General features: G+C 68.3%; 17 protein-coding genes. 11 read left to right on the plus strand and 6 right to left on the minus strand.

Translation table 11 applies throughout. From position 1 onward, the window contains the following. Nucleotides 1-84 precede the first annotated feature (84 nt). A complete protein-coding gene (gene glyA / locus B841_RS04625) occupies nucleotides 85-1,386 on the plus strand; it encodes a serine hydroxymethyltransferase (RefSeq protein WP_020934322.1) in 1,302 nt (433 codons plus the stop codon). Between the two features lie 64 nt (nucleotides 1,387-1,450). Here the strand turns inward: glyA and B841_RS04630 are convergent, their stop codons facing one another. Beyond that, nucleotides 1,451-2,038, minus strand: coding sequence for a TetR family transcriptional regulator (locus tag B841_RS04630; RefSeq protein ID WP_041632076.1), 588 nt, complete (start codon nucleotides 2,036-2,038; stop codon nucleotides 1,451-1,453). 74 nt (nucleotides 2,039-2,112) lie between these two features. On the opposite strand from B841_RS04630, the gene B841_RS04635 reads away from it, so the two are divergent. Further along, the gene (locus tag B841_RS04635; RefSeq protein WP_020934324.1) at nucleotides 2,113-3,315 is read left to right on the plus strand and encodes an alpha-amylase family glycosyl hydrolase; all 1,203 of its coding nucleotides are present in this window, start codon (nucleotides 2,113-2,115) and stop codon (nucleotides 3,313-3,315) included. A gap of 84 nt (nucleotides 3,316-3,399) precedes the next feature. Here B841_RS04635 and B841_RS04640 read toward each other — a convergent pair whose 3' ends face one another. Both B841_RS04640 and B841_RS04645 read right to left on the minus strand, forming a co-directional pair. Beyond that, a complete protein-coding gene (locus tag B841_RS04640) occupies nucleotides 3,400-4,866 on the minus strand; it encodes an MFS transporter (protein ID WP_020934325.1) in 1,467 nt (488 codons plus the stop codon). Between the two features lie 144 nt (nucleotides 4,867-5,010). Next, nucleotides 5,011-5,370, minus strand: coding sequence for a DUF5997 family protein (locus B841_RS04645; protein ID WP_041631751.1), 360 nt, complete (start codon nucleotides 5,368-5,370; stop codon nucleotides 5,011-5,013). A gap of 86 nt (nucleotides 5,371-5,456) precedes the next feature. On the opposite strand from B841_RS04645, the gene B841_RS04650 reads away from it, so the two are divergent. From B841_RS04650 to B841_RS04670, 5 genes are all read left to right on the plus strand, one after another. Next, nucleotides 5,457-6,122: a LysR family transcriptional regulator substrate-binding protein gene (locus B841_RS04650; protein ID WP_020934327.1), complete on the plus strand. Its 666-nt coding sequence runs from the start codon at nucleotides 5,457-5,459 to the stop codon at nucleotides 6,120-6,122. Nucleotides 6,123-6,195: 73 nt separating this feature from the next. Continuing rightward, the gene (locus B841_RS04655; RefSeq protein ID WP_020934328.1) at nucleotides 6,196-6,771 is read left to right on the plus strand and encodes an LGFP repeat-containing protein; all 576 of its coding nucleotides are present in this window, start codon (nucleotides 6,196-6,198) and stop codon (nucleotides 6,769-6,771) included. A 269-nt stretch (nucleotides 6,772-7,040) separates the two neighbouring features. After that, nucleotides 7,041-8,426 (plus strand): PhoH family protein, encoded by a 1,386-nt coding sequence (locus tag B841_RS04660; protein ID WP_020934329.1) that lies wholly within the window; start codon nucleotides 7,041-7,043, stop codon nucleotides 8,424-8,426. A gap of 114 nt (nucleotides 8,427-8,540) precedes the next feature. Further along, on the plus strand, nucleotides 8,541-9,506 hold the full coding sequence (locus B841_RS04665; protein ID WP_020934330.1) for a hypothetical protein: 966 nt from the start codon (nucleotides 8,541-8,543) through the stop codon (nucleotides 9,504-9,506). A 62-nt stretch (nucleotides 9,507-9,568) separates the two neighbouring features. Beyond that, the gene (locus B841_RS04670; RefSeq protein ID WP_156844703.1) at nucleotides 9,569-10,588 is read left to right on the plus strand and encodes a hypothetical protein; all 1,020 of its coding nucleotides are present in this window, start codon (nucleotides 9,569-9,571) and stop codon (nucleotides 10,586-10,588) included. A 54-nt stretch (nucleotides 10,589-10,642) separates the two neighbouring features. Here B841_RS04670 and B841_RS04675 read toward each other — a convergent pair whose 3' ends face one another. Both B841_RS04675 and glpX read right to left on the minus strand, forming a co-directional pair. After that, on the minus strand, nucleotides 10,643-12,043 hold the full coding sequence (locus B841_RS04675) for a class II fumarate hydratase (protein WP_020934332.1): 1,401 nt from the start codon (nucleotides 12,041-12,043) through the stop codon (nucleotides 10,643-10,645). 150 nt (nucleotides 12,044-12,193) lie between these two features. After that, a complete protein-coding gene (gene glpX, locus B841_RS04680; protein WP_020934333.1) occupies nucleotides 12,194-13,210 on the minus strand; it encodes a class II fructose-bisphosphatase in 1,017 nt (338 codons plus the stop codon). 259 nt (nucleotides 13,211-13,469) lie between these two features. Here glpX and B841_RS04685 point away from each other — a divergent pair, with 259 nt between their 5' ends. Next, entirely contained in the window at nucleotides 13,470-14,042 is a 573-nt protein-coding gene (locus B841_RS04685; protein WP_084481973.1) for a DUF4245 domain-containing protein, read from the plus strand. A gap of 8 nt (nucleotides 14,043-14,050) precedes the next feature. Here B841_RS04685 and B841_RS04690 read toward each other — a convergent pair whose 3' ends face one another. Next, nucleotides 14,051-15,994, minus strand: coding sequence for an FAD/NAD(P)-binding protein (locus B841_RS04690; protein ID WP_020934335.1), 1,944 nt, complete (start codon nucleotides 15,992-15,994; stop codon nucleotides 14,051-14,053). Between the two features lie 179 nt (nucleotides 15,995-16,173). On the opposite strand from B841_RS04690, the gene B841_RS04695 reads away from it, so the two are divergent. The 3 genes from B841_RS04695 to B841_RS04705 are packed head-to-tail and all read left to right on the plus strand — an operon-like array spanning nucleotide 16,174 to nucleotide 19,024. After that, nucleotides 16,174-17,241, plus strand: coding sequence for an amino acid ABC transporter permease (locus B841_RS04695; protein ID WP_020934336.1), 1,068 nt, complete (start codon nucleotides 16,174-16,176; stop codon nucleotides 17,239-17,241). Next, on the plus strand, nucleotides 17,238-18,056 hold the full coding sequence (locus B841_RS04700; protein ID WP_020934337.1) for an amino acid ABC transporter ATP-binding protein: 819 nt from the start codon (nucleotides 17,238-17,240) through the stop codon (nucleotides 18,054-18,056). Before B841_RS04695 ends, B841_RS04700 begins: the two co-directional genes overlap by 4 nt. Nucleotides 18,057-18,058: 2 nt before the next feature. Beyond that, nucleotides 18,059-19,024, plus strand: a complete 966-nt coding sequence (locus B841_RS04705) for a transporter substrate-binding domain-containing protein (RefSeq protein WP_020934338.1) — start codon at nucleotides 18,059-18,061, stop codon at nucleotides 19,022-19,024. Nucleotides 19,025-19,074: the final 50 nt, after the last annotated feature.

Raw genomic sequence — 19,074 nt, forward strand, 5'->3', positions numbered from 1 at the left:
TGCCCCGATACCCGCCACCGGTGACCCGCTCGAGGGTGGCGGCCGTACATCGATACTTGTCTCCCTGAAAGGTGCGCGGTTTTCATGGCCGAAGCCAACGACAATTCTTTCTTCCTCCAACCCCTCGCAGACCTTGACCCGCAGGTTGCGGACGCGATGACCGCCGAGCTCGGCCGTCAGCGCAGCACCCTGGAAATGATCGCCTCCGAGAACTTCGTTCCGCGTGCGGTGCTGCAGGCGCAGGGCTCCGTCCTGACCAACAAGTACGCCGAGGGATACCCGGGCCGCCGTTACTACGGCGGTTGTGAACACGTCGACGTCATCGAGGATCTGGCCCGCGACCGCGCCAAGAGCCTCTTCGGCGCGGAGTTCGCCAACGTGCAGCCGCACTCCGGCGCACAGGCCAACGCCGCGGTGCTGCACTCGCTGATCAAACCGGGCGACAAGATCATGGGCCTGGCTCTGCCGCACGGCGGCCACCTGACCCACGGCATGAAGATCAACTTCTCCGGCCGCCTCTACGAGGTCGCCGCCTACGAGGTTGAGGAAGACACCATGCGCGTCGACATGGACAAGCTGCGGGAGCAGGCTCTGAAGGAGCGCCCGAACGTGCTCATCGCCGGCTGGTCCGCGTACCCGCGTCAGCTGGACTTCGAGGCCTTCCGCTCCATCGCCGACGAGGTCGGCGCCTACCTGTGGACCGACATGGCGCACTTCGCCGGCCTGGTCGCCGCCGGCCTGCACCCGTCGCCGGTGCCGCACTCCGACGTCGTGTCCACCACGATTCACAAGACCCTGGGCGGACCGCGCTCGGGCATGATCCTGGCCAAGCAGGACTACGCCAAGAAGCTCAACTCGGCCGTCTTCCCGGGCCAGCAGGGCGGCCCGTTGATGCACGCCATCGCCGCCAAGGCCGTCGCGCTCAAGGTCGCCGCCACCGAGGAGTTCAAGGAGCGCCAGCAGCGCACCATCGAAGGCGCGCAGATCGTCGCGGAGCGGCTGGTCTCCGCGGACGCGAAGGCCGCCGGCGTCGACGTCCTGACCGGCGGCACCGACGTCCACCTGGTCATGGTCGACCTGCGCAACTCCGAGCTCGACGGCCAGCAGGCCGAGGATCTGCTGCACGAGGTCGGCATCACCGCCAACCGCAACTCCGTGCCGTTCGACCCGCGTCCGCCGGCAGTCTCCTCCGGCGTGCGCATCGGCACCGCCGCGCTGGCCACCCGCGGTTTCGACGCCGCTGCGTTCACCGAGACCGCCGACATCATCGGCACCGCCCTGACCGACGGCAAGGACGCCGACGTTCAGGCGCTGCGTGCCCGCGTGGACAAGCTCGCCGAGCAGTTCCCGCTGTACGAAGGCCTCGAGGACTGGAAGCTGGTCTAAGCTTTTCGACGCCGGCGAAGGCGCGGTCTTCCCCGTTCAGGGGAGGGCCGCGCCTTCGTTGTTTTTAGCCCGCCCAGTCGCCGAGTGCGCCTTCGAGTGCCCCGAGGCATGCCGTCAGCAGCGGTGCGCGCAGCTGCTCGGGGCGGCCGTGTGCGATCCAGTCGCCCACGGCCGCGTCGACGAAGCCCAGCCAGGCGGGCACGGCCACGGTGTGGCGGTCCCAGCCGGAGGTCAGGACGAGGTTGTCTCGCAGTAGCTGAACCCGACGTTCCCGCGCCGCGGCGCGCACGGCGGTGGTCGCCGCGGGTTCGTCGCCGGCGGCGATGAGCAACCGGGTGCGCGCGGCCACGCCGAGGGACTCCTCGAGCAAGACGCGGACGCGTTCGCGGGCGGAGGGGGCGGGTTCTGCGGTGGCCGCGGACCAGCGGTCGGTCAGCTCATCCAGCACGGCTTCGACGGTGTGGGCGTGTAGGCCGGCTTTGGAGCCGAAGTAGTGGAAGACCAGGGCGGGGGAGGCGTCGGCCGCGGCGGCGACGTCGGTAACCTGGACTTCGTCGTAGCCGGCCGCGGAGAAGGCCTCGGTGGCGGCGGCCAGAAGTGCGGCGCGTCGTTGGGCGGGGGAGAGTCGTCGGCGGGGCTTCTCTGCGGTCATGGTGGACACGATACCGCTTATTGAGTTAGGGTCAACAACATCTTATTGATCACGACTCAACAAGGAGGATCGCCATGGCGCACCCCCTCGACGCCGCCGTCTGGTGGCACGTCTACCCCCTCGGCGCCTGTGACGCGCCCATCCGCGACCGCTACCCCGGCGACGAGGGACATCGCCTGCGGCGCCTGACCGCCTGGGTCGACTACGCGGCCGACCTCGGCGCCACGGGTTTGCTGCTCGGCCCCGTCTTCGACTCCGTCGCCCACGGCTACGACACCCTCGATCACTGCCGCATCGACCCCCGCCTCGGCGACGACCACGACTTCGCCGAGCTCATCGAAGCCTGCCGCGCCCGCGACCTCGACGTGATCCTCGACGGCGTATTCAATCACGTCGCCCGGGAGCACCGCTTCGTCGCCGACGGCGGGCCCGTCGCCCGCGACGACGACGGCCGGGCCGTCGGCTGGGAAGGCGACATGACCCTCGCCGAACTGGACCACGACGATCCCGCGACGCTCGACTTTGTCGTCGACGTCATGGAGTACTGGCTGGAGCGCGGGGCCGCCGGCTGGCGGCTCGACGTCGCGTACGCGGTGCCCGCCGAATTCTGGGCGGCGGCCGTCGCCCGCGTCCGGGAGCGCTTCCCCGACGCGGTCTTCCTCGGAGAGATGATCCACGGCGACTACGCCGACTTCGCGCAGCGCTCCGAACTGGACACGATGACCCAATACGAGCTGTGGAAGGCAATCTGGAGCTCGATCAAAGACGCGAACTTCTTCGAGCTGTCCCACGCGCTGGGACGGCACCAGGAGTTCTCTTCGCGGGCGCGCATGCAGACCTTCGTGGGAAACCACGACGTCGACCGCATCGCCACCGCCGTCGGCGCGACCGGGTCAGCCCTCGCCCACGCGGTCGTGCTGACCCTGCCCGGGCTGCCGAGCATCTACGCCGGCGACGAACGCGGCGTCGAAGGCGCGAAGGGGGAGGGTTTCGGCGCGGACGACGCGCTGCGTCCGCCGCTGCCGGCCTCTCCGCTGGACGCGGGCCAAGAGGGCATGGCCCTGCGCGACACTGTCGCGGCGTTCGTGTGGCTGCGGCGCAACAACCCCTGGTGGGCCACGGCGGACCTGGAGGTCGTCGACGTGGCCAACGAGAGGCTCGTCTATCGCCTGCGCGCCGGTGACCGGGCCGCCGAGGTCGCCTTGGTGCTGGGCGAGGAGTGCTCCGTGCGCGTCACCGTGGACGGCGAGGTCGTCTTCGCGCAGGCCTGGGGCTGAGGCGGCGGACCCCGCGGGTCAGAAAAGCCGAGTGCCCGCCTCCCCGATCGGGGAGGCGGGCACGTGGTCTGCGCCGCGAAGAGTTTAGCTGGCGGTGTTCGCGGTGCGGTCGCTCGTGGACAGGGCGGGCTCGTCCTGCTCCTGGGCGGCGCGGGCGGCCTCGACGGCTTCTGCGTCGATGGCGGCCGGGGAGCGCGGGATCAGGGCGGTGCAGATGGCGCCGACGACGGCGACGCCGGCGAAGAGGTAGAACGCGTTGGCCGGGCCGAAGCCGGCGGCGATGATCAGGCCGCCGATGGCCGGGCCGAAGATGCCGCCCAGTCGACCGAAACCGGCGCACCAGGCGACGCCGGCGGCGCGGGAGGAGGTGCCGTAGTAGTTCGAGGTCAGGCCGTAGGTCAGGACCTGGGTGCCCAGGACGCCGATGCCGGCGCCGGCGATGGCGATGTACATCAGGGTCATCGCGCCGATGAACGGGAGGGCGAACAGGCAGATGGCGGCCAGGGCGAAGGTCGAGGTGATGACGACCTTGGCGCCGATCTTGTCGGCCACGCGGGAGGCCAGCAGGCCGCCGATGACGGCGCCGCCGTTGAGGGCGAGCAGGGAGTACAGGGAGTCGTCGGCGCTGGCGCCAGCGGACTGCATGATCTCCGGCAGCCAGGTGTTCAGGCCGTAGGTGGACAGCAGGCCGATGAAGCTCATGGCGCCGATCAGGACGGTGCCCGGCAGGTACTTGAGGGAGAAGATGGCGGCGAAGCCGGTCTTTTCCTTGACCACCGGGGTCTGCAGCGGGGTGCGGTCGGCGGTGGGGGCGGCGATGGTCGGCTCGGTGAGGAACTGCTCTTCCGGCAGGCCGTGCTTGGCGACGAGGGCCTTGGCGTCCGCGGTGCGGCTGCGGCTCATCAGCCAGCGCGGCGACTCCGGAAGGGCGAAGAAGGCCAGGGGCAGCAGGAAGATCAGCGGGGAAGCGCCGATGAGGAACAGTCCGCGCCACCCGATGAGGTCCTCGAACCAGATGGCGAACAGCGAGGCCATGACGCCGCCCGCGGGGACGCCGGAGTAGACGATGGCGTTGAAGAAGTTACGGCGGTTCGGCGGGGCGAATTCGGCGATGATGGCGCCGCCGGTGGCGACGATCATGCCCACGCCCAGGCCGGTGAGGAAGCGCAGCAGGCCGAAGGCGAAGATCGAAGTGGACATGGCGGTCAGGGCCATGCCGATGGAGAACCAGGCGATCGCGATGAGCATCACCTTGCGGCGGCCGAGGCGATCGCCCACGGCGCCGGCGGACAGGGCGCCGATCATGACGCCGATCATGGCGTAGGAGCCCAGGGTGCCGCCCATGGCGGGGGACAGCTGGCCGATCTGGCTCGGGTCATTCAGCAGGGTGGACAGCACGGCGCCGTAGACGACGAGGTCGTAGCCGTCGAAAAGGATGGAAATGCCGACGACCGCGAGCACGAGGTACACGGTGCGACGGTGGGTGGGCGACGCCCACTCGGAACCGGATGCTCCGCGGGTGGCGGCCGAGGAAGAAGTGGTGGAGCTCACTGGTCTACTCCTAGGTTGTCAGGGGTTTCTCCGCCGGTGTGGGGAGGATGTGACCAGCATATGAGTGTTCTTCGTCACAGTAACTAGGGGATTCCCTGGACTATACCCAGGGGTCAGGGTTCGTTAATGTGACCGGCGTTGTGGTTATTCGTTTTCGGTGGCGTCCGTCTCAGTGGCGGCGTCCGTTTCTGCCGCCCGGTTTTCCGCCAGAGAGGTGCGCGCCGCGCTCAGCCATTCCGGCTGATTCTCCAGCAGTTCTTTGATCTCGGCCGTGGTCAGAGGCTTGTCCAGGTCGTTGCGCTTGAGGGCGGCGATGGTGATGCCGAGCTTCTGGGCGACGACGGGGCGCGGGTGCGGGCCGCTGAGACGCAGCTCCACCAGCCACTCGGGCGGGTTGTTCTGCAGTTCCCGGAGCTCGGCGTGGGTGACCGCGCCATCCTGGAATTCCTGCGGGGTGGCGGGCAGGTAAATGCCCAACTTCTTGGCCGCGGTCATCGGCTTCATGGCCACGCCGGACGGGGTATGGGGGCTCGGGGTGTTGTCAGGGTATTCGCTTCGATCAGTCACACCTTAAAGGTATCATCGAGGTCATGCTCACCATTGCGTTCGTCACGGGAACCGAGCCCGGAAAGTGGTTCGCCCGCTTCCGGCGGCGCACCGATCACGGCACGCTCACGACCATCGACAGCCACGACCCGCTGTCCCTGCTCGAAGACGGTTCCGCCGACCTGGCGCTCCTGCGTCTGCCCGATGGGCGCATCGACTCCCGCTTCCACCAGGTCGCCCTCTACGGCGAAGCCCGGGGCGTCGCCGTGCCGAAGGACTCCATCTTCGCCGAGGTCGGGGAGAAGGTCGCCGCCGCTGACATCGACGACGAGCACCTGAACTACCGCATCACCGACGACGCGGGCATCGATTACGAGGCGCTGGCCGACGCCCTCCAGGTCGTGGCCGCCGGCGTGGGCGTCGCGATCGCACCCCGTCCAGTGCTCAAAGTGATGTCCCGCAAGCAGGTCGTCCCCCTGGAGCTCGCAGATCCCACGGTGCCGGAGACGTCGATTGCGCTGGTGTGGCTCAAAGACAAAGACAACGACGCGATCCAGGACTTCGTGGGTGTGGCGAAGGGCCGCACCGCGAACTCCTCTCGGCAGGCGGCCCCGAAACGCACCGCCCGCGACAAGGCCCTGGCCAAGCAGGCCCGCCGTGGCCAACGCCCCGGCGGCGGCGCCTCCCGGCCGGGGCGGAAACGGCGCTGAGGAAGCGACGGACTTTTGTACCCTGGTGACACAATTGCGCAGCAGCGCAGTGCCTCAGAAAGGACCTGACAACATGACTCGCTCCCTCTTCCGCCGCCCCAGCGCCCGCCGAGCCGCCGCAGGTGTGGCTGCCGTCACCCTCGCTTTTGCCTTGGCGTCCTGCGCCGACGGCGACGGCGCCACCGACACGGGGACGGCCACTGAAGAAGCGTCGGCCACCGAGGAAGAAACCACCGACGAAGAAGACGCGCCTGAAGAAAGCGCGGTTCCCGGGGAAGCGCAGAGCTCTCAGATCCCGACCGCGGACGGCAACACCGTCCTGGTGAACCCCGCATTCGGCGAGCAGATCAACCAATACGCCGAGGACTGGGGCACGCCGGAACAGGTGCAGGAAAGTGACGTCGGGGCCGTCGCCACCTTCCCCGACGGAAACCTGCTGGCCCACTCCGAAGAAGGCGGCGTCCAGCCCATGGTCGGCATGATCGCCCAGACCTGGGTCGAGGACGGTTCGCTGACCAACCCCGTGGGCATGCCGACCGCCCCCGAGCGGGAAAACGACGGCGGATCCGGCTGGGGCCAGGAGTTCACCAACGGCACGATCACCTGGGCCCGTGACGATTCAGGTGAGTTCACCGCCACCGTTTCCTAACCCCTCCCGCTACCCCTGCCCTGGTGGTGCGGCAGGGCGATGAGCTGGGTGGACAGGCATCGGCTACTGCGTGTTCACCTATGCGCGACATTCGCGTTACCCGCCCCACTTACCGTCGGCGAGTGCCCGGGAGCCGCCCCGGCTCCCGGGCACACTTCCTGGTTCCACGCCCGGCATAGGCCGGTACCGGCCCGGCGGGCGTGACAACGACCCGACACGTCCGCACAGCAGGACGGGTACCCGCCCCGCCGTGCACGAGGGAGCAGCAGATGTTCGATCCCACCACCGACCTCGCCGACGCCACCCCGTCGATCGGCGCCTGGCCCCACGAGTCCCTGGCCACCGACACCGTCACCTACGTCCTCGACACCTCCGTCCTGCTGTCTGACCCCTGGGCACTGCGGAAATTCGCCGAACACGACGTGGTGCTTCCCCTGGTCGTCGTCACGGAACTCGAAGGCAAGCGGCACCACCCGGAACTCGGCTGGTTCGCCCGCCAGGCACTGCGGATGCTGGAGGAACTGCGTCAGACCTATGACCGGCTCGACGGCAAAGTGCCCGCGAACACCGACGGCGGCTCCCTCCGGGTGGAACTCAACCATCAGGACCAGTCCGTGTTGCCCGTCGCCTTCCGCGGCACCGAAGGCGACCACCGCATCCTCGCCTGCGCCCTGAACCTCCAGCGGGAAGGAGGCGACGTCGTCCTGGTCACCAAAGACATCCCGCTGCGCGTCAAAGCTGGCGCGGTGGGATTGGCGGCCGACGAATACCACGCCCAAGACGTCGTCTCGAGCGGCTACACCGGCATGACCACCGTCGAGACCGGCCCCGACGTCATCGACGCCCTCTACCGCGACGGCTGGGCCGACCTCGGGGACGCGGCCACCGTCGACGGCGAGTCCGTGGAAGAGCTCCCCGTGCACTGCGGAGTCACCCTCACCGCCGCCGGCCAGTCCGCGCTGGGCCGCATCCAACGCGACGGCACGGTGCGCATCGTCCGCGGCGACCAGCAGGCCTTCGGGCTCTCCGGCCGCTCCGCCGAACAACGCATCGCCCTCGACCTGCTCATGGACCGGGACGTGGGCATCGTCTCCATCGGCGGGCGCGCCGGCACCGGAAAATCCGCCCTCGCCCTCTGCGCAGGGCTGGAAGCCGTCCTCGAACGCCAGGCCCACCGCCGGATCGTGGTCTTTCGCCCCCTCTACGCCGTCGGCGGACAAAACCTCGGCTACCTGCCCGGATCCGAAACCGAAAAGATGAACCCGTGGAGCCAGGCCGTCTACGACACCCTCGAAGGGCTGGTCTCCGAGAACGTCATGGCCGAAGTCGAAGACCGCGGCCTGCTCGAGGTGCTGCCGCTGACGCACATCCGCGGCCGCAGCCTGCACGACGCCTTCGTCATCGTCGACGAGGCCCAGTCGCTCGAACGCAACGTGCTGCTCACCGTGCTCTCCCGCCTGGGACGCGGCTCCCGGGTGGTGCTCACCCACGACGTCGCCCAGCGCGACAACCTCCGCGTGGGCCGACACGACGGAGTGCAGGCCGTGATCGAAAAGCTCAAAGACCACGAACTCTTCGCCCACATCACCCTGCAGCGCTCCGAACGCTCCGCCATCGCTGAGTTGGTGACCACCCTGCTCGAAGACGAACACTGATCACCTCCCCGTCACTGCGCCGGAGACCGCCCCGGGGCGGGGGAGGGTGTCGGACCCCAAGGCTCGACCACTAAGGTGGCGCCCATACGGGTTCGACGAAGAGGGTGACGGGTCATGACATTCTGGCGGCGACGACGAGGGCCCCGCGGCAGCGACCCCGACCCGGGCTTTCCCCACCTCAACCGCCGCGACGCCGACCAACTGCGTCAAGAAGTGCGCGACGCGCTGCGAGACCACGGCGCCGCCGTCCGTTTCGACGGCGACCAGGCGGTCATCCGGCACCCGCGCCGGGGGACGATGACCGTCAGCCTGGCGGGGTTGTCCCGCGACGTCGCGTACTCGCAGCACCCCAAAGCCGCCCGGCATTTGAGCAGCGCGTACGTCAACGACGTGTTCGCGGATCCGGACGTCGCCGAGCTGACGGACGCCGAACTCTACGCCGGTCTACGCCTGCGCCTCGTCCCTGCGGAAGGCGCAGGCGGCGGCGTGCAACAGGTCACCGACGCCGCCGCGCTGGGCCCGTTCACCCATGACACGGTCGCCACCCTGGTCGTCGACGCCCCGCACGCCGTCCAGACCGTCCCGCTGGAGCGGCTCCGGGCACTCGACGACCTCGAATCCCTGGAACGCGCGGCCACGGCCAACACCCGCGACGAACTCTCCCGGGCGCCGGTGGACGTGCGGCTGCACTCCGGGGCCGAGCAGCACCCCGGCGCCCGTTTCTGGTCCGTGGAGGCCGACGACGCCCCGGTGTCTTCGGCGGCGTTGCTCTTGTCGGACGCCCTGGCCTGGTGGCTGCCCAAGCTCGACGTCTCAGAGGGGCTGCTGGTGGCCGTGCCCACCCGTCACAGCCTGCTGGTTCGCCCCATCACCAGCGGGGAAGACCTCATCGAAGGGATGACCAGTATCGCCGCGTCCGCGTTGGAGAAGGCCCTCGACAGCCGACACCCGCTCTCCCCGCTGCTGCACGTGTTCCACGAAGGCGAGATCGAGACGATCTCCGCGTGGGAAGAGCAGGAGCGTCACCTGCGGATCATCCCGACCGAGCGCCTGATCTGGCTGATGCGGGAGACCCCCTGACGCTATCGCGGTCCACGAGCGCCCCGGGTACTAGTGTGGGGGAGAAATTAGGAGGCACTGACGTGAAGTTCCCATTCTCTCGACGCCGGTTTCGTCGTCCGGGAATCGGCGGCAAACGAACCGACGAGCAATTCCCGGCATTGGACCGACGCCGCGCCGATGAACTGCGCCGTGAACTGCAGGAGGGCTTCGTCGGCCACGGCTTCGACGTGCAACTGTCCGGGATGACGCTGGTCCTGTCGCGGGAAACTCCCGAAGACAAGATTGTGCTGCCCCTGGAGGACCTAGTGCACGGCATCGCCGCCGACGACGCCCCGCACGCCGTGGCCGCGTGGACGGATTCCTTCATCAAGGCCGCCCTCGCGGTCGACCTCGCCGCACACCTGGACACCTCCGGCGTGTACCGGTCGCTGCGCCTCGTGCTCATGCCGGCGCAGCCCGGCGGACCCGGTGATCACGAAGGCGCCGCCTATCCGGAGCAAGAGGAGGAGGTCCGGGTGATCGAGGACGCCTCGATCGGCCATTTCACGGCTGACCTGCTCACCTGCCTGGTGCTGGACATGGGGGCGGCGGCCACGCCCGCGCGGACGGCGGAACTGGCGGAGATCGACGACGTGGACACGCTGGTGCGCGCCGCCCGCCGCAACCTGCGTGATGAGTTGCGCAGCCTCGAGGTCGAGGTCGGCTACCAGAACATCGACGACGAGGTCGAGGGCGCGGGCGTGTGGGTGATCCGGGGCAACAGTTTCTACCTGTCGGCCGCCCCGCTGCTGCTGGAGGACTTCGTCGACAGGCACGTCCCGCAGGTCGACGCGGAGGCCGGGCTGCTGTTCGCGGTGCCGCTGCCGAACTTTCTGCTCGTGCGCGAAGTCACGGAAGGCGAGGATCTCGCCCATGGGCTGCACATGATGGCCTCGGGGGCGGTCAGCCTGGCGGCGGGGGCCGGCGCGGAGGCGGCCGTCTCCCCGCGGGTGCACCTGTGGCGCGACGGCCACGTCGAGACGATCTCCGAGGTCACAGACGGGGACGGATTCTTGATCCAGCCGAATTCTTATCTGATGAAAAGACTCGAAGGCCGCTGACCCCCTGGGCGGGGAGCAGCGGCCTTCGGGCTCAGTCAGAAGAGACCGGACGCGTTAGTTGCGGTCGGTGTTGGCCATGGCCAACACGTCGAGGCGCTTGTCCAGCTCTTCCTCGGTGAGATTCTCGCCGTCGACGAAGCCCAAGTCGATGACGGCCTCGCGGACGGTGATGTTCTCGTTCAGCGCGTGCTTGGCGGCCTTGGCGGCGTTCTCGTAGCCGATGGCGGAGTTCAGCGGAGTCACGATGGAGGTCGACGACTCGGCGTACTTCTTCATCTGTTCCTCGTTGGCCTCGATACCGTCGACGCAGCGCTCGGCGAACACCCGGGAGGTGTTGGCCAGCAGGCGGGAGGACTCGAGCACGTTGCGGGCCATCACCGGGATGAACACGTTGAGCTCGAACTGACCCTGGGTGCCGGAGAAAGCGACGGCGGCGTCGTTGCCGATGACCTGGGCGGAGACCTGGGTGGCGGTCTCGCACAGGACCGGGTTGACCTTGCCCGGCATGATCGACGAACCCGGCTGCAGGTCCGGCAGGTGGATCTCGGCCAGGCCGGTCAGCGGGCCGGAGCCCATCAGGCGGATGTCGTTGGCGATCTTGTACAGGGAGCCGGCGACGACGCGCATGGCGCCGGAGAACTCGACGAGGGCGTCACGGTTGGCCTGGGCCTCGAAGTGGTTCTCGGCCTCCTTGAGCACCTCCAGGCCGGTGAGCTTCTTGAGCTCCTCGACGACCTTCGCGCCGAAGTCGGCGGAGGTGTTCAAACCGGTGCCGGCGGCGGTGCCGCCGATCGCCAGTTCCGCCAGACGCGGGAGGGTGGCCTCGACGCGCTCGATGCCCAGCTCGATCTGGCGGGCGTAGCCGCCGAACTCCTGGCCCAGGGTGACCGGGACGGCGTCCATGAGGTGGGTGCGGCCGGCCTTGACGACGTCCGCGAACTCCTCGGACTTCTTCTGCAGCGACGCGTGCAGCACCTTCAGCCCCGGGATAAGGTCGTTGACGGCGGCCTCTGTCGCAGCGACGTGCACTGCGGTGGGGAAGGTGTCGTTGGAGGACTGGCCCATGTTGACGTGGTCGTTGGGGTGGACCTCAACGCCGTTCTGCTTGGCCAGGGAGGCGATGACCTCGTTGGTGTTCATGTTCGACGAGGTGCCGGAACCGGTCTGGAACACGTCGATCGGGAATTCGGCGTCGTAGGTGCCCTCGCCGATTTCCTTGCCGGCGGCCACGATGGCGTCCGCCTGCTTCGCGTCCAGGGCACCGGAATCCTTGTTGACCTGCGCGCAGGCGGCCTTCAGCAGGCCGAGGGCGCGGATCTGGGCGGCTTCGAGGCCGCGGCCGGAGATCGGGAAGTTGTCCACAGCACGCTGCGTCTGGGCGCGCCACAGAGCGTCGGCCGGGACCTTGACCTCGCCCATAGTGTCATGTTCGATGCGGAATTCCTGATCAGTCATGTGTTAAACCACCTTCATCAGTTGGGAACTGTCGTGATATAAGCGGCCGGTGAATCTCCGGCCGTGAGGGCCAAACATCCTCTCCTCCAAGTATGGCCTACCCCCGTTCGGGCGAACCGGAGCGGGGGTACCCGGAGAGGGGTGGGTGTGTTAGTTGGTCGGCGGGGAGTAGTCGATGGCCGAGTACTCCTGCAGCTTGGACAGCTCGTGGCGGGACTCGATGTGGCGGATGGTGCCGGACTTCGAGCGCATCACCAGCGAACGCGTGGTGGCGCCGCTGGCGCGGTAGGAAACGCCGCGCAGCATGTCGCCGTTGGTCACGCCGGTCGCCGCGAAGTAGGTGTTGTCGGAGCTGACGAGGTCGTTGGTGAGCAGCACGCGGTCCAGCTCGTGGCCGGCGTCGCGGGCCCGGCCGGCCTCGGCGTCGTCGACCGGGGCCAGAACGCCCTGGATCTCGCCGCCCATGGCCTTCAGCGCACAGGCGGTGATGATGCCCTCCGGGGTGCCGCCGATGCCCATCATGAGGTCGACGGAGTTGGCGGAGGAGGACTGGGCGGCGGCGACGGCTCCGGCGACGTCGCCGTCAGAGATGAGGCGGACCTTGGCGCCGGCCTCGCGGATGTCGCGGATCAGTTCGGTGTGGCGGGGGCGGTCGAGGACCACGACGATGACCTCGTCGGCGTCGATGCCCTTGGCCTTGGCCACGACCTGGATGTTGTGGGCCACGGGAGCCTGGATGTCGACCAGTCCGGCGGCCTCCGGTCCGACGGCGAGCTTGTTCATGTAGAACACGGCCGAGGGGTCGTACATGGAGCCGCGTTCGGCGGCGGCGATCACCGAGATCGCGTTCGGGCGCCCTTCTGCCATCAGGGTGGTGCCGTCCACCGGGTCGACGGCGATGTCGACCTCGGCGCCGTCGCCGGTGCCGACCTCTTCGCCGTTGTAGAGCATCGGCGCCTCGTCTTTTTCGCCCTCGCCGATGACGACGACGCCCTTCATGTTGACGGAGTTGATCATCTGACGCATGGCGTCGACGGCGGCGCCGTCACCCTCGTTCTTCTTGCCGCGGCCGACCCAGCGACCGGAGGCGAGCGCCGCGGCCTCAGTGACTCGGACGAGTTCCATCGCGAGGTTTCTGTCCGGAACCTGAATATTTCTGTCACTCATGTGTGGCCTCCTGGCACGTGCTGCGGTGTATTGATGGCGAGGGTGGTTTCCTCCAACCAAGCCTTTGCCTATTGTGGCACTTCTGTTCGGGAAACCGCACCGCGAAGACACCCGAAGGTGGGGAAAAGTGCACAGGTATGACGATTTCGTGCCGGGCGGGGTGTCCGAACGCAGGGGTGGCGGGGTGCGGCGGCCTGAACCTGTGCCCAGGCCGCTCGCCGATTCCCGCCCCTGATCGGGCGCATGCCATACTTAGCCCGTGGCTGAAGAGAAGAGACCCCGGATCTTCCAGGGTGGCAAGGACATGAGCATTTCCATGGGCATCATCGTGGTGCTCATGGTCCTCATCGTCCTTCCCACCGGTTTGTGCACGTATAGTCCCGGCGCTCCAGAAGGCGGCCCCGTGCAAGAAGTAGACGCGGAGGCGTTCCTGGGCCTGGAGGCCCGGGCCGCGGACTTCCCGCTGATCATGCCGGAGAATCCCGACGGCTGGGTCCCCAACTCCGCCCGCCGCACTCAGGTCGACGGCCAACCCGCCACCGTGGTCGGTTGGGTCACGGATGACGAAGGGTACCTCCAGCTGACACAGACGGGCGTGGAGCTCGAGGACGCCGTGCGCGGCGTCGATCAGGACCCGCGCGCGCTCGACCGCACGGAAAACATCGACGGCCAGGAGGTGCAGGTCTACTCCTCCGAGGAGGGAGACGTGCGCGACTTGTGGGCCGTCGACGCCGGCGAATCACGCCTGCTGGTCAGCGGCGCGGCCGACGAGGAAGAATTCCGCGCGTTGATGGCCGCTGCCCTGGACGCCGACCAGATCGTCGTCGAGTAGCCGCGTCGTCAGCGGCAGACCCCGGCGGTGACCCGCTCCGCGCGGTCCTGCCGGGCGCCGGCCGGTCCTTGGCGTACAGAGCGCAGGATGTCGCGGGCCATGGCGTCGTTGCGCTGGAAGGGCGCGGCGTTGGTGTGCGGGCGGGAAAACGCGCCCAGCGGGATTTCGGAGCTGGTCGGCCCCGTCGCCCAGACTCGCTCGTGCGCGTCGCCGTCCGGACGCAGTAGGTGATACCGGGCGTCGATGCCCAGGCGTCCGGTGCCGGCGTCTCCGTCGGCGGAGAGCACGCGTTCTTCACGCGCCATTCCGTCGGCGATTAACTGCGCGATCAGCGGATTGGCGGTGCCCTCGACGACCTGGGGCGGCAGAAAGGCGTCGATGTAGTTGCGCGCGGAGATCCGCAGCGGTGAGTGGGCGCTGACGGCGGTGAACGTCCCGGTGGCGGAATCGGCGGTGACACTGACCCCGGGACCCAAGAACCGCAGCAGGCCGGCGCGGTGCAGAGCGAGCAGCTGATGGAGCCGGTGTGGCGGCGGGCCGGAGTCGAGCAGGCTGAAGAAGGATTGCCACCGGTCCGGGAAGTCCTGCCGGGAGTCGGCGTCTAACCTGTCGACGGGCACGATGCGCGCCAGCTGCATGTGTACGTGCAGGAGCGCCAGGAACAACGCCTGCTTCTCGGAATGATCGGGAGAGGTGGCCAGACGCAGATCCTCGGAGACGTAGTCGACGAGCGCCGCCTCGACGTCAGCCAGGGTGGCGAAGAGCTCGCCGGCGAAAGGCTGATCCAGCCACGCCAGGTCCAGGTGGAGGCGGGCGTCCGGCACGGCCTCCGCGATCAGGTCCGAACGGTCGGAGCCCGCGGCCACGGCGGCGCGGAAACGAGGCGCGAACTCGGCCCAATCCAGCGCGGACCATTCGGGGTGGCCGGTGAGGATTTCGCGGTAGACGAAGTACTCGCATTCGGCGGTGATCACCGGCAGCAGGTCGCGGCGAAAGTTGATGGCCCCGGGCAGGCCGTCCACGTAGTCGCGGGTCAGGAAAGTCATGGCGGGGGAAAACTCCCCGCGTAGCTCCGCGGTGATCTTGGAGTGGTAGGGCACCCCACGGCGGGAGCCGACCCACATCCGCGGTTCCTGCCCGGAAGGCTCATAGCGCAGCCGGTCGGGCTCACCCGGCCGCGGGTCGGGGTGAAAGACGCCGCCGCGACCTTCGCTGAGCTGGGCCATGACGTCGATGAACGCCAGCCCCATGCCCGAGACCAACACATCCTCGTCGGCCCCGACGGGGGAGAGGTCCAGCTCGTGCGACTGGGCCGGCGGGGAGTAGAACAGCCGGTGACGTTCGGCGAAGTCGATCAACGCGCTGGCCCGGGGGCTGTCGGCGGCGTCGGTGTGGCCGAGCGAGAGGACGACGGCGTCGGCGTCGAGCACGGTGCCGTCGGCAAGCTCTGCGCGGTAACCCTGTCCGTCCGGGGTGACGGACGTGACCAGCTGAGTGTGTGGGGTGACGGTGACGGAGTCCGGGAATTCGGTGACGGTGGTGGCGTAAAACCAGCTCAGATACTGCGAGAGCAGGCGCCGGGAGGCGAAGGACTTCGGTTGGAGCCCGGCGATTTCGCTGCGCAGGTCGACGTCGACGTCCGGCAGGGCGATCTCTCCGGCGCTGACTAGCCGGGCCCACTGGTGCAGGTTCGGGCCTGGACGAGCGGGTCCGGCGCACTCGACGGAGTCGTCGGTGAACACACTGACGTCTTCGGCGTGCGAGTTCATCAGCAGCATGGGGCTTTGATCGGGCCGCCAGATCCGGCCGGCGCCGGGTACGTGGGGGTCGGCGACGTCGATGTCCAGTCGGAAGCCGGCCAAAAGATCCACGTTGGCCTGGATCCGTTCTAGGATCCCGGCGGCGCGGGGGCCGCCGCCGACGATGAGGATGCGGGCGGATGTTCCAGACATTTTTATTCTCTCTTTCCTCCGTGCGACTTCCTGCAGGGCAACGGTTGTGCGGTGGGAGCTGGCAGCAAGGCTAGCACCGTTCAAACAAGTCCGTCTACAGACCATAGACTAGTCTGTCTAAAGGTTGTTCCGCTCTGTCGGACGACAGATACGCACCGTCAAGCAGAAAGCTGGTACCCATGGTTTCCCGCCTCAGCGACGCCGCCCCGCGCACCGGAGCGCCCCGTTCCGCACCGCTCGGTCCGGCCTCCGGCAGCACCGTCGCCGCGGCCCACACGCACCGCTCCATCACTGATTTCCAGATCAGGCCCGTGCGCCGCCCCGGTCGCTGGGTCGGCGCCGGCCTTGTCATCGCCCTCGTCGCCGCAGTGTTCTGGTCGTTCGCGACCAACCCCCGCTGGGGCTGGGACGTCGTGGCTTCCTGGGTCTTCGCGGAATCCATCCTCGCCGGCCTCTTCGAGACCCTGAAGCTCACCGTCATCGCCGGGGCCATCGGCTTCGGGCTGGGCGCAGTGCTCGCCGTCATGCGGCTGTCCAGCTCCCCGTTGATCTCGGGGGTGTCCTGGACATTCTCCTGGATCTTCCGCTCCACCCCCTTGTTGGTGCAGCTCCTGCTCTGGTACAACGTGGGCTACCTCTACGAACGCCTCGAAATCGGCGTCCCGTTCACCGACGTCACCTTCTTCAGCGTCGAGACCAACCAGGTCGTCACCCCGTTCCTGGCCGCCATCCTCGGTCTCGGACTGCACCAGGCCGCCTACGCCGCCGAGATCATCCGCGGCGGCATCCTGTCGGTGGACCAGGGCCAGCTGGAAGCCGCCTCCGCGCTCGGCATCCCGGCGCGCGACCGCACCCTGCGCATCGTCTTCCCGCAGGCCATGCGCGCGGCCCTGCCGGCGTCGTTCAACGAAATCATCTCCCTGGTCAAGGGCACCGCCATCGTCTACGTGCTGGCCTATCAGGAACTCTTCCTGACCGTGCAGGTCATCTACGCCCGCACCCAAGAAGTGCTGCCGATGCTGCTGGTGGCCACGGTCTGGTACGTGGTGATCACCTCTGCGCTGTCGATCGCCCAGTACTACGTGGAGCGCCACTTTTCCAAGGGCGCGGTGCGCGAGGTCCCGCCGACCCCGTGGGAGCGCCTGCGCGCGAAATTCCGCCGCCGTCCGGCTTCCGCCGGTGGGCCGATCTCCGGTCCCGCCGGCGCAGACAACGCCACCACCCGTCCGCAGGAGGGATCGCTGTGACTGACACTGCCGCCACCACCGCCCAAGGCCGGGTGGAGTTGACCGATATCCGTAAATCCTTCGGGGAGACCGAAGTGCTGCACGGGGTGTCCCTGACCGTGGAGCCGGGGGAGGTGACCGTTATCATCGGCCCTTCCGGCTCCGGCAAATCCACGCTGCTGCGCACCATCAACAACCTGGAGGACATCGACGCCGGCATGGTGCGCGTCGACGACGAGATCATGGGCTTCCGACAGGATCCGAACAACCCGGACGTGCTGCAGGAGCTGCGTGAATCCGAGATTCTGCGCCAACGCACCGGGGTGGGCATGGTCTTTCAGAACTTCAACCTTTTCGGGCACATGACCGCGTTGCGCAACATCACCGAAGCCCCGGTCCGGGCGCTAGGCATGCCGCTGCCCGAGGCCCGGGAACGGGCCCGCGCCCTGCTGTCCCGGGTGGGGCTGTCCGGCAAGGAAGGCGCCTACCCGCGCCAGCTCTCCGGCGGCCAGCAGCAGCGCGTGGCGATCGCCCGGGCGCTCGCGCTGAACCCGAAGGTGGTGCTCTTCGACGAGCCGACTTCGGCGCTGGACCCGGAGCTGGTCGACGAAGTGCTCGCCGTGATCCGCGATCTCGCCGAATCCGGCACGACCCTGGTCGTGGTCACCCACGAGATGGGTTTCGCCCGCACCGTCGCCGACACCGTGGTGTTCATGGACGACGGCGTCATCGTCGAACAGGGCCCGCCCGAGCAACTGTTCACAGACCCGCAACACCCCCGCACGCAGGACTTTTTGTCCAAGATCCGCGACGTCGGCGCCACGGAGGAGGCATAAGATTGTTCTCCCGCACCACCCGCACCGGCACGCGCCGCGCGACCGTCGCCGTCGTCCTGGCGGCGGCGCTGGGCCTGGGCGCCTGCGCAGATCCCGTCAATCTCACCGCTGTTTCCGAGACCGGCCTGAACCTCACCCCGGATCAGGACCGCGTGCGTTCGGAGGTCAACCCGGAGATCGCCGAACTCGTCCCGGAGTCGATCAGCGAGGACGGGTTGCTGACCGTAGGCACACTCGTCCACGGCGCCCCGCCATTGGTGATGACCGCCACGGACAACACCACCCAGATCGGCTCGGAAGTCGACCTCGCCCAGCTGCTGGCCGACAAGCTCGGTTTGGAACTCTCGCTGGAGCTGACCAGCTGGGACAACTGGGCGTTGAAGGTGGAGGCCGGCGAGTTTGAGGCCATGCACGGCAACATCGCCGTCACCGACGCCCGCCTGGAAAAATTCGACTTCACCCCCTACCGCGCCGCCTACCTGGGCTTCATTGCCCAGGCCGGCAGCGACCTGCACATCGAGCAGGCAGAAGACATCTCGGGGCTGCGCATCGCCGCGGCCGCCGGCACCAACCAGGACCGCGTGCTGGGGGAATGGAACGACCAGCTCATCGCCGAGGGCAAGGAGCCGGCGGAAATTTACCACTACGTCAACGAAAACGACATGACGATGGCGCTGGTCGCCGGCCGCCTGGACGCGTTCTTCAACCACCTGCCGGGCGCGTCCTACCTGGCGAACACCCGCGACGACGTCGAGGTCGCCGGCCGGGTCTCGGCGGGCTGGCCGCAGGAAACCCTCGTGGGCACCGCCATGGGCCGCGGTTCCGGCCTGGCGCCGGCCGTCACCGCGGCGCTGAACGAGCTCATCGACGAAGGCACCTACCAGGAAGTGCTCGAACGCTGGGACCTGGGCGACGAGGCCCTGGACCAGACCCACACCGAGAGCCTGGAGAGCTACGGCGAGAACTGACCTCCCCCCGCGCCACAGGCCGCCCCCGTCAACCCGCAACAGCAAAGGAA

The sequence above is a fragment of the Corynebacterium maris DSM 45190 genome, assembly GCF_000442645.1.
GTDB lineage: Bacteria > Actinomycetota > Actinomycetes > Mycobacteriales > Mycobacteriaceae > Corynebacterium > Corynebacterium maris.

Bases quoted from the DNA above. Each gene is read 5' to 3' on its own strand.
- glyA (WP_020934322.1), top strand. From the start codon at position 85: ATGGCCGAAGCCAACGACAATTCTTTCTTCCTCCAACCCCTCGCAGAC.
- B841_RS04630 (WP_041632076.1), bottom strand. From the start codon at position 2,038: ATGACCGCAGAGAAGCCCCGCCGACGACTCTCCCCCGCCCAACGACGC.
- B841_RS04635 (WP_020934324.1), top strand. From the start codon at position 2,113: ATGGCGCACCCCCTCGACGCCGCCGTCTGGTGGCACGTCTACCCCCTC.
- B841_RS04645 (WP_041631751.1), bottom strand. From the start codon at position 5,370: ATGAAGCCGATGACCGCGGCCAAGAAGTTGGGCATTTACCTGCCCGCC.
- B841_RS04650 (WP_020934327.1), top strand. From the start codon at position 5,457: ATGCTCACCATTGCGTTCGTCACGGGAACCGAGCCCGGAAAGTGGTTC.
- B841_RS04655 (WP_020934328.1), top strand. From the start codon at position 6,196: ATGACTCGCTCCCTCTTCCGCCGCCCCAGCGCCCGCCGAGCCGCCGCA.
- B841_RS04660 (WP_020934329.1), top strand. From the start codon at position 7,041: ATGTTCGATCCCACCACCGACCTCGCCGACGCCACCCCGTCGATCGGC.
- B841_RS04665 (WP_020934330.1), top strand. From the start codon at position 8,541: ATGACATTCTGGCGGCGACGACGAGGGCCCCGCGGCAGCGACCCCGAC.
- B841_RS04675 (WP_020934332.1), bottom strand. From the start codon at position 12,043: ATGACTGATCAGGAATTCCGCATCGAACATGACACTATGGGCGAGGTC.
- glpX (WP_020934333.1), bottom strand. From the start codon at position 13,210: ATGAGTGACAGAAATATTCAGGTTCCGGACAGAAACCTCGCGATGGAA.
- B841_RS04690 (WP_020934335.1), bottom strand. From the start codon at position 15,994: ATGTCTGGAACATCCGCCCGCATCCTCATCGTCGGCGGCGGCCCCCGC.
- B841_RS04695 (WP_020934336.1), top strand. From the start codon at position 16,174: ATGGTTTCCCGCCTCAGCGACGCCGCCCCGCGCACCGGAGCGCCCCGT.